The organism is Haloferula sp. (assembly GCF_049672945.1).
Taxonomy (GTDB): domain Bacteria; phylum Verrucomicrobiota; class Verrucomicrobiia; order Verrucomicrobiales; family Akkermansiaceae; genus Haloferula.
The window spans coordinates 1-8,450 of sequence record NZ_JBATWY010000223.1; the positions used below are offsets into that span (position 1 = coordinate 1).

Sequence of the window (8,450 nt, forward strand, 5' to 3'; positions counted from 1 at the left end):
GACGGGAGGCACTGGACGGAGCGCGCTGCGCAGGACCGGATCATGCTGGTGCGCAACAATCCGGAGACGCTCGGGCATCAACGGATAGTCTATCAGGCCGCAGCACATCCGGATTTCGCGAAGTTTCTCACCAAGAGTGGCGAGCCGGACTTCATTGCCGAGACGTCGAGTGATTCGCGGCAGTACATGATTCTCTATTACCTGGAATCGAAGAATGCTTTCGCCTGTCGTTCGTGGCGTGGCAGTCAGCAGAGGATGGAGTTTGCCGGACCCTATCCGATGACGAAGAAGGAGACCGAGTTGTTGCAGCAGCTCAAGGAGGGCTCGGTGAGCACGACGGAGTCGGGGATTGCGTCCGGGCGCCTGCTGATGCCTTAGTTCGAGGTGGGATTGTCGCTTCTGAGTTTTTTCCGCAAGGTCGAGCGGTTGATGGAAAGCGCAGCGGCGAGGTGGGATGGTTTTCCGTCGAAACGGCGGAGCAGGATGCGGAGCAAGAGGCCTTCCAGATCGGCGCTGATTCCCTTGTAGTTGGTGTTGCCGCCCTCGAGTTTCTGATCGACCCAGAACTCCAAGGCATGGGAAAGGGCATCGTCCTTGCGCTGATGAGAAGGAGTCCCGGCGAGGTGCTCGGGGATGAACTGGGGAGTGATGATCGGTGTTCCGGCACTGGTAACGAGAGCGTAGCTGATCGCGTTGCGAAGTTCGCGCAGGTTGCCGGGCCAGTCGTAGTGGATGAAGATGTCGAGTGCCTCTTCGTCGAGGCGTGTGTTGGTGTTGGCCCCGAGTTCACCGAGAAAGCAGGCGCAGATGGCGGGAATGTCATCGCGCCGATCCTTTAGTGGTGGCAGGCTGACTTGGAGGATCTGCAGGCGGTAGTAGAGGTCTTGGTTGAAGTGGCCGTCGGTGACTTGCTTGAGCAATCCATCTTCACCCGTAGTGACGATCAGGCGCGGGGCTTCTTCGCCCAGTTGATCAAGGGCTCGCACGAGGTGATCCTGGGCGGTCGGCGTGAGCGAGGAAATGGACTCAACGATGAGCGAGGAGCCTGTTGCGTTCCGGATGGTGTCGATGAGTTCGTGTTCTCCAAGGACGGATGAAGCGTGAATGGCGGGAAGCGGTTGGGAAGAGGAAGAGCTTTGCTGAATCAGTTGGGCGACGTGGCTTCTTCCGGTTCCCGTGGCACCGCATATGACGACCGGCTGGGTGGAGGCGCAGGCGTGGGAGATTTGCCGGAAGACTGGCCGCATTGCCGGAGACGCGCCGACGAACTGGCCCGGCTTCGCTTGCGTGGCTGCGGCTGAAACAGGCGGACTGGTGGAAGCTGTTAGAGAGGCGAAGAATGCCTGAAGGGCTTCGAAGTCGACGGGTTTGTCGAAGAAGTGGGCGACACCCGTTTTCCTGGCAGCGATCGCATTTTCAATCTCGCCGTGGGCGGTGATGATGGCGATCTCGGGCTTGTGGAGCCACTCCCAGTTTTCGACGAGACGGAGTCCGTGTCCGTCTGGCAGGCCGATGTCCAACAGAAGACCGGTGAACGCCTGTTTGTGGAGTATTTCACGTGCCCTTGCCAGGCTTGGAGCGAGTTGCGTATGGAGGCCGCTTCGTTCCGCGCTGGCGGCGAGTGCGACGGCGAGCGCGTGATGGTCTTCGACGATGAGCAGGGAAGCAGACATGTTAGAAAGAATTGGGGGAGGTGTTCAGCGTGCCGGAGATACAAGCGCCACCTTCATTTCGGTTCGTTGCGGAGAGGGTTCCTCCGTGGGCCTTGATGACTCCAGTGGCGAGGGCAAGGCCGAGACCCATGCCGCCTTCGCGTTCGGAGTAGAAGGTTTCACCGAAGTGTTTCAGGGCTTCGGGAGAGAAGCCGGCGCCTTGATCCGTGATGGTGAACCGGGCTTTGCCGTCATCGAGTTGATGGAGCTGGATGGTGATGGTTCCGCCGTTCGGCATGGCCTTGATGGCGTTGTCGATGAGGTTGCGGAAGACCTGTTCGATGCGTTGGGAATCGCAATGGATCGTTAGTGAATCCGGCAGTTCGAAAACAAGTTGGCTGCGGTGGAATTCCAGGACGGGTGCGAGTCTGGCTTTCAGGGATTGGAGCAGCGTCACCAGGTCGGTGTTCGATGTTCTCGGTGCCTGGGGCTTGGCGACGAAGAGCCATTGATTGACGAGGGAGGTGATGTGTTCGCCCTCTTCGCGGATGAGCTTCCCCTCGTGTGGCTTACCGTGCTTTTCGAGCGACTGGGCATGCATGATGATGGCGGCGGCGGGGTTTTTGATTTCGTGGGCGAGTGAGGTGGCGAGACGTCCGAGGAGGGCCATTTTTTCCGAGCTGCGGCGAAGTTCCTGTTCCTCTAACAGCGCATGGCGCTCTTGGATCAGCGTGCGGGAAAGGATGCCGATTTCATCGTGGCGCCCGGTGAGGCTGACAGGGAGCTGCATTTCGGATTCCGAGGGCGATGCGAAGACATTGGTCGCGAGTTTTTGAAGGGGCCGCACGACGGAGCGTGCGATCAGGAAGGCGGCGATGATCGCCAGCAGGGTCATGCCGATGAGTGGGACGACTGAGGAACTCTTGGAGAAGGTGATCAGCGGTCCGACGGATTCGACAACGACAATCGCCGCGCGACCATCGGCGATGGGTCGAACCAGCGCATGATGCCGGCCAATGCGTGCGACCTTGGGTTCCCGCTCTTTCGCCAGAGCAGCGACTGCCCGCTCTTCGGTGGACCAGTCATTGCCGATGACGAGGTCCTCGCCAGAAAGAAAGAAGCCGACTTTCGAGTGCGTGACTTCAGAAAGGTTATCTGCCAGTTGAGACGATCTGGGGAGTTTCTGGTTCTCGAGAAAGACGGCATTGGCCTCCGCTACCTTCGCCATACGTTCGTGGTTCTGGCTCCGCTGTTGGGCGGCTGCCCAGAGGAGCCCGAGGGTGCCCGCAGTGACCGCAATGACGATTTGTGGGAGAATAAATCGGCGGAAGAGGCCTCCCCGACTGCCGGAATCGGAGGCTGAACTTGGTGGAGTTTTGGTCAAGGTGGGGGAAAATCTGGATAAAAAATGTCCATAGGTAAAGTTTCTGGATGATTTATGTCGGCTGTCTTGCGGAGTGGTGAGCTCTTTGGGCAAGAAGAGCGGCATGACCTTACCCGCTCAAAGTTCCTTTTTCCTCGCGCCCCTCGTCGCCGCTTCGGGCACGGCCTTGTTGGTCGCGGAGGAGGAAATCCAGGAACTGGACCCGACGATTGTCACGGCAGGGCGGATCGAGGAGAGCCTGATGGAAACCCCCTACACCGTGGAGGTCACCACGGAGGCCTTCATCCTGGAGAACAGCCGCCGGACCTTGCCGGAGTCGTTGCAGTTCACTCCCGGGGTGCTCGTTCAGAAAACGGCTTACGGTCATGGATCACCGTACATTCGGGGCTTCACGGGTCGGCAGAACCTGTTGCTGGTTGACGATGTGAGGATGAACAACGCGCTCTATCGAGGCGGCCCCGTGCAGTATTGGAATACGGTGGACCCTTATTCGCTCGAGCGCATCGAGCTGATCAAGAGCCAGGGCTCGGTGCTGTATGGATCGGATGCGATCGGCGGCACCTTGAATGCCTTCACCAAGTCGTCGAATTTTCAGTTCGAGGACGAAGGTCGGTTCTTCAACCATGGAATGGGATACTACGAGTATCGTAGCAATGGCGAGGGTTCGCACATCGGTCGACTGGAAACGGCCTTCGGGGTCGGGGGGGAATTCGGGGTCCTGCTTGGAGTGACGGGCAAGGAGTTTGGCGACATCCGCGACTCAGCTGTCGGCCTGATGCAGAACACGGGCTATCCCGAACAGGATCTCGACCTGCGTTTCGACATGGCACTGAATCCGAATACAACACTGACGGTGCTGCATCAGAATGTGAATCAGGACGAGATCTGGCGCTGGCACTCAACGATTTACAATCCCGGCTGGCAGCACGACGGGCATGTCGCGGCAGCTGGCACCTACAAGTCCCGGATCTATGATCAGGAGCGATCATTGACCTACATCAAGGTCGCTGGCGAAGACCCTGAAGAGGCGGCCTGGATTTCCCGATGGTCGGCGACGCTGTCGTACCAGACCGGACGGGACAGTGAGGCGCAGGACCGCTCGGCGGCTGCGGTTGACCGTCGCTATCAGATCACGGAGATCGATACGCTTGGATTTGATCTCTCCTTTGAGTCACCGCTGGCAGACGGGACCCTGGTGTATGGCTTGGACTACTATCGCGACTTGGTGGATTCGTCGGGCTATCGCGACCGGGGAGCGGGCCTGGCCTATGATCCGAGTTTCCGTCCGGTGGCTGACGATTCGACCTATGATCTCTTCGGTGCCTATGCGCAGTATGTCTGGCGACCGGTCGAGCGGTTGGAGATTACGGCGGGCGGGCGCTACACCTATGCCGCGGCTGAATTGGGTCGCTACTACGATGGGGCTGCCAAGGCGGATCTTTACGGGGCGACCCGGCATTGGAATGACTTCACGGGATCGCTGCGGGCGCTTTATCGAATCAATGATTGCTGGAATCTCTACGGTGGGGTTTCGCAGGCATTTCGTGCTCCGGATCTGAACGATTTGTCGGGCAATCTGACGACTCGTTCGGGGACGCCGTCGCTGGGATCGGTGGATGTGGATCCTGAGGAGTTCGTGACCTGGGAATTGGGCGGGCGTTACATGACGGCGACCCGCTACTTCAATATCTCCGCTTTCTACACGGATATCAGTGATACGATTACCAGCGTGCCGACCGCCGCTGGTGCGGGGACATCGGTCACCACGAATGGTCAGGACGGCTATGTGTATGGAATCGAGCTTGAGGGAACGTGGGAGTTCAGGCCGGGTTGGGTGTTCTCGGGATACGCCGCTTGGCAGGATGGCCGGACCGAGACTCCTGCCTTTTTTGGTGGGCCGGTGATCGAGGAGTCCGCGTCACGTTTGCTGCCATTGAGTGGCTCGGTGGCGCTGAGGTGGACGCATCCTTCGGATCGATTGTGGATCGAGGGCCGGGTGCTTGCGGTGGCAAAGCAGGACCGCTTGTCGGCATCGGACCGGCGCGATACGCAGCGGATTCCGACCGGTGGGACGCCGGGGTATGTGGTGGCGATGCTGCATGCCGGTTGGCAGGCGACTGACAATCTGGAGCTGACCTGTGGTTTGGAGAACCTGACGGATGAGGACTATCGCAGTCACGGATCAGGTCAGAATGAGCCGGGCTTCAATGCCATTGTTGGGGCGAAGCTGAGTTGGTAGGCAGGTTGGTCAGGTTCGGGAAAAATCCGGCTCTCACCAATTTTTTCGGACCAAGATGGATAGGATGGGTAGGCTTTTGGAGTCATTGTCTTTAGTTTTTCCAGAGCTGGGGCTCACGCATTATCGTGGACATCAAGATGATCGGATTTCGTTGCCAGCATCTTACCCATCCGATCCATCTTGGTCCGATTTTTTCCTAGCTTGGTCGCTCTGAGTTGTTAGGGGGTTGCCAGAGTCGGGGGAATGGCCGACAAAGTGGGCGTGATTCGTAAGGCATTTCTTCTTGGGGCGGGGCTTGGGACGCGGCTGCGACCGTTGACTGATGTGCTGCCGAAGCCCTTGGTGCCGCTTTTCCATCGGCCGCTGGTGGAGTGGGCGATGATGGCGTGTGAGGAGGCGGGCGTGGAGGAGTTTGCGATCAACACGCATCATTTGCCGCTGAAGTGGCGGATGGAAGATGGGGGATGGTTGATGAGAGATGGGAAAGGCAGGAGCATGGCTCCGTTGACTGGTGTGGATCATAGATTACGGCTCATGCATAATAGACTCTATCCAGAGGCCGATGCTCATCTTGGGTCCGAGCGGCGGATTTTGGTGAAACAGGATTAGGATGAAGCTGAAGTCTGGCTTGAGAGGATAATCGATAACGACTGAAGGGAATGAACTTTGTTAGATTGGCAATTTTGTTGAGCGTGATTGCCCAGAGGGCATTCTCGAATCTGCCTGAGGATCCAGCAGCCTATTCGGCTTGGGAAGCGCAACGACTTGCTGATATCGAGGAGGCCAGCGGTTGGCCTGCTGAAAAAGCGATTCCTGAGCTTGGGAAGTGGGTGGGTAAGCTTTCGCGTCACCACAGTATCGAAAGGGGTGATCGGCCTGTATTCACAGCAGCTCAGAAGACGTTGCTTGCCATTCCAGGGCATGCTGAATGGTATGGTGAGGAAATCAAGAAACTCACGGAGGCCGCAATGCCAGTACCCGGGCATCCGAACAGTGGCTTTGAAGGCCATGAGAGGAGGTGGTATTACGCGACCTTGCAACAGCTCCCGAGCCCCGAAACTGTGGGAGTGCTTGGAGAACTGATTTTTGATGAGCGGGATCCTTGGAAAGACGGTGATTGGGGTGACGGAGGGAGGCCTATGCCCAATTCGGTCCACGCAACCAAAGCCTTTACCGCACTTGGCATCAGTAATCCACCGGTCCGGGCCCTGGCATACGACCCGGGGGACCAGCGAACTTGGCAGTTGTGGTTCAATCAGGTGAAGGCTGGTGCCCGAACCTTTTCATTCGAGGGCGATGATGCGACCTATTCACTGGAGGGGGAAGTGCCGTTGCGATCTGGTGAAGGCGATGCTTCAAAGAAAGACATAACGATGGATCCGGTGGAAACTGCCGTAGCGAAGCGCCAAGAGCCATCGAGATGGCCAGTGGTTTTAACAGCGATTCTAGCCCTCATGGCGGCTGCCTATATGATTCGTCGTCTCAGGACGCGTGGTCGTTCCTGACCCGGCCAAGATTAGCATTTCCAGCGCTAGGGCAATCGCGCACAAACGTCGCGTGATTCGAAAGGCATTTCTTCTTGGGGCGGGGCTTGGGACGCGGCTGCGACCGTTGACCGACATTCTTCCGAAGCCGCTGGTGCCGCTTTTCCATCGGCCGCTGGTGGAGTGGGCGATGAAGGCCTGTGCGGCGGCGGGGGTGGAGGAGTTTGCGATCAACACGCATCATTTGCCACTGATGTGGCGGATGGAAGATGGGGGATGGTTGATGAGAGATGGGAAAGGCACGGGCTTGGTTGGTGGGAACGGCTTGGTGGCCAAGAGCGCGGTCTGGGAAGGAATGCCGGTGCAGCTCTTTCAGGAGGACAATCTGTTAGAGACCGGTGGCGGGATCAAGAATATCGAGGCGTGGGTGGGGGAGGATGATGTGCTGGTTCACAATGGGGACATCTATTCATCGCTACCGCTGGAGAAATTGATGGAGGCGCATCAGGCGTCGGGAAATGTCGTCACGCTGGCATTGCGCTCGGAAGGGGTGGCGAAACACATCGCGGTGGAGGACGGGCAGGTTTTTGATATTCGGAATATGCTCGGCAAGGCGGAGGGGACGCATGTTTTCAGCGGGATTTACATCTTTTCGCCGGAGCTGTTAGAAAAGATCCCTGCGGGTGAGAAGGTGTCGGTGATTCCGGCCTTTTTGGAGTTGGCGAAGGAAGGGAAGCTGGGGGGTGTGGTGTTGGATGAAGGGGTGTGGTTTGATCTGGGGGATGCGGAAAGTTACCTGGCGGCGCATCGTGAGTTGGGTATGGCGGATGCGATTCATCCCGACGCGATCATTTCGCCGGAGGCGGTGGTGGAGCGCAGTGTGGTCGGTCCGGGAGCGGTGATCGGAGCGGGAGCGGTGGTGCGAGATTCGGTGGTGTGGCCGGGGGTGGAGGTGAAGAGTGGTCGGGTGGTTGAAGGAGAGATTGTTTGCAAGTAGTGGCAAGGAGCGGGGACTTGCAGTCCCCGAAGGGTGGGTGGCTTGGGCGGGTGGGTTTCTCCGGTGACGTCGGCCGCTGAGTTTGTGGCACGGGGGCGTGCCACTTCGTGCGCCGCGAAGCGCCAACACCCTTCGGAGTGGGAGACTCCGGCCAGCCTCGGGCGCATCCGGGCTGAGAACTGGAAGTAACTGCGTCGCCGCGAGGCGGGGTGGGAAGCAACGAATGGAACCTGACAGACCGTAAGAAAGACAAAACTGATGAACACGATTCGGCCACAACAGACTGGCGAGCCTGCGAGGGACTGGCGAAGCCTCGACGTGAAAAGCGACGATCCCCGGCGACAAAATGCGTTGCGCGGCGGGGAAGATGTTGGGGTGGTTGGTGATAGTATGTCAGGGAAGGGAGTTGGTGTGAACGCGGGAGATCTACCGGGGCAGGATGCCGAAAGGTGCCCGGTAGAAGTCAGAGCCGCAATAAGAGCGCAAGCAAGCCATGGGAAATCCTACGCCGGAGTGACCGGGACCATGGAACGAAGCCGGGTAACGACCGGTGGAGCAAAGGGCGGCAGGAAGGTGGAAAGGCCGAGACCATGAAACGCGAAGAAGCATCCGCGGCAGTTCCTGCAAGGGATAAACAAGCGGAAGAGGACCTGTGGCAACGCCACAAGGCCGAACGCGGAGTATGGACGGAGCC

General features: G+C 58.6%; 7 protein-coding genes. 5 read left to right on the forward strand and 2 right to left on the reverse strand.

Going from position 1 to position 8,450, the window contains the following annotated elements; all coding sequences use genetic code 11:
- Positions 1–378 (forward strand): hypothetical protein (locus WBG04_RS19385; RefSeq protein ID WP_424316368.1); only part of this gene is annotated, 378 nt, incomplete at its 5' end.
- Here WBG04_RS19385 and WBG04_RS19390 read toward each other — a convergent pair.
- Together WBG04_RS19390 and WBG04_RS19395 are read right to left on the reverse strand one after the other, a co-directional pair.
- Entirely contained in the window at positions 375–1,673 is a 1,299-nt protein-coding gene (locus WBG04_RS19390; protein WP_424316369.1) for a sigma-54-dependent transcriptional regulator, read from the reverse strand. The two genes, WBG04_RS19385 and WBG04_RS19390, sit on opposite strands and share 4 nt — an antisense overlap.
- A gap of 1 nt (position 1,674) precedes the next feature.
- A complete protein-coding gene (locus tag WBG04_RS19395) occupies positions 1,675–3,036 on the reverse strand; it encodes a sensor histidine kinase (RefSeq protein WP_424316370.1) in 1,362 nt (453 codons plus the stop codon).
- A gap of 103 nt (positions 3,037–3,139) precedes the next feature.
- On the opposite strand from WBG04_RS19395, the gene WBG04_RS19400 reads away from it, so the two are divergent.
- The 4 genes from WBG04_RS19400 to WBG04_RS19415 all read left to right on the forward strand — a co-directional run bounded on the left by WBG04_RS19400 (position 3,140) and on the right by WBG04_RS19415 (position 7,756).
- Complete coding sequence (locus WBG04_RS19400) at positions 3,140–5,275, forward strand: TonB-dependent receptor plug domain-containing protein (protein ID WP_424316371.1); 2,136 nt, start codon at positions 3,140–3,142, stop codon at positions 5,273–5,275.
- 243 nt (positions 5,276–5,518) lie between these two features.
- The gene (locus tag WBG04_RS19405) at positions 5,519–5,884 is read left to right on the forward strand and encodes a sugar phosphate nucleotidyltransferase (RefSeq protein WP_424316372.1); all 366 of its coding nucleotides are present in this window, start codon (positions 5,519–5,521) and stop codon (positions 5,882–5,884) included.
- A 50-nt stretch (positions 5,885–5,934) separates the two neighbouring features.
- On the forward strand, positions 5,935–6,780 hold the full coding sequence (locus WBG04_RS19410) for a hypothetical protein (protein WP_424316373.1): 846 nt from the start codon (positions 5,935–5,937) through the stop codon (positions 6,778–6,780).
- 52 nt (positions 6,781–6,832) lie between these two features.
- Positions 6,833–7,756 (forward strand): sugar phosphate nucleotidyltransferase, encoded by a 924-nt coding sequence (locus WBG04_RS19415; RefSeq protein WP_424316374.1) that lies wholly within the window; start codon positions 6,833–6,835, stop codon positions 7,754–7,756.
- Positions 7,757–8,450: the final 694 nt, after the last annotated feature.

Excerpts from the sequence above, each read along its gene's own strand:
- WBG04_RS19390 (WP_424316369.1), bottom strand. The coding sequence starts at position 1,673 with ATGTCTGCTTCCCTGCTCATCGTCGAAGACCATCACGCGCTCGCCGTC.
- WBG04_RS19400 (WP_424316371.1), top strand. The coding sequence starts at position 3,140 with ATGACCTTACCCGCTCAAAGTTCCTTTTTCCTCGCGCCCCTCGTCGCC.
- WBG04_RS19405 (WP_424316372.1), top strand. The coding sequence starts at position 5,519 with ATGGCCGACAAAGTGGGCGTGATTCGTAAGGCATTTCTTCTTGGGGCG.
- WBG04_RS19410 (WP_424316373.1), top strand. The coding sequence starts at position 5,935 with ATGAACTTTGTTAGATTGGCAATTTTGTTGAGCGTGATTGCCCAGAGG.